The sequence below is a fragment of the Thiolapillus sp. genome (assembly GCF_048562965.1).
Lineage (GTDB): Bacteria > Pseudomonadota > Gammaproteobacteria > Chromatiales > Chromatiaceae > Thiolapillus > Thiolapillus brandeum_A.
Window position 1 is genome coordinate 1 of the sequence record NZ_JBHNMF010001568.1, and the last position, 554, is coordinate 554.

The 554-nt window shown below is 58.1% G+C and carries 2 protein-coding genes; both read left to right on the forward strand.

Features of this window, described 5'->3' with window-relative positions; genetic code table 11:
- Positions 1-13: 13 nt before the first annotated feature.
- Positions 14-175, forward strand: a complete 162-nt coding sequence (gene tnpB / locus ACOCD2_RS25555; protein ID WP_374113851.1) for an IS66 family insertion sequence element accessory protein TnpB — start codon at positions 14-16, stop codon at positions 173-175.
- 35 nt (positions 176-210) lie between these two features.
- On the forward strand, positions 211-554 hold a 344-nt coding region (locus ACOCD2_RS25560), incomplete at its 3' end, for a transposase domain-containing protein (RefSeq protein WP_419588290.1).

Consider the following 554-nt stretch of genomic DNA (forward strand, 5'->3'; position numbering starts at 1 on the left):
AGACAACGGGTTCGTGCTCTATTACAAGAGCCTGGCCGAGGAGAAGTTCCACTGGCCGGGTGGTGAAGAGGAGCTGGTTTCGCTGACGGGGCAGCAGATCAACTGGCTGCTCGACGGCTATGACCTCGGGGCCATGAAAGGCCACAGAAAGCTGCATTATGAGGCCACTTTCTGATGCGCTAAGCAGATGATAATGTTATAATTTGTTCCATGAAAACGGCGCCGGACATCCACCTGAATCCATCTTCTCCAGCGCCACTCCCCGCGGCCGATCTGCGGCGGATTCTCGAAGAGAAAGACCGTCTTCTGGCGCAACAGCAGGCCCTCAACGCCGAATTGCGCAAACACATCCTGCTGCTGGAAGAACAACTGCGCCTGGCGCGGCTGCGCAAGTTCGGGGCACGCAGCGAGAAGTTGCCTTTCCAGGGCGAGTTGTTCGACGAAGCCGAGCTGGAAGTCTCGCTTGAGGAGGTGGAAAAGGAACTGGCCGAGGCGGAACCGAAAAAGCCGCGTAAGCGGCATACCAAGGCGGACGGCTTCGACGAGAACCTGCC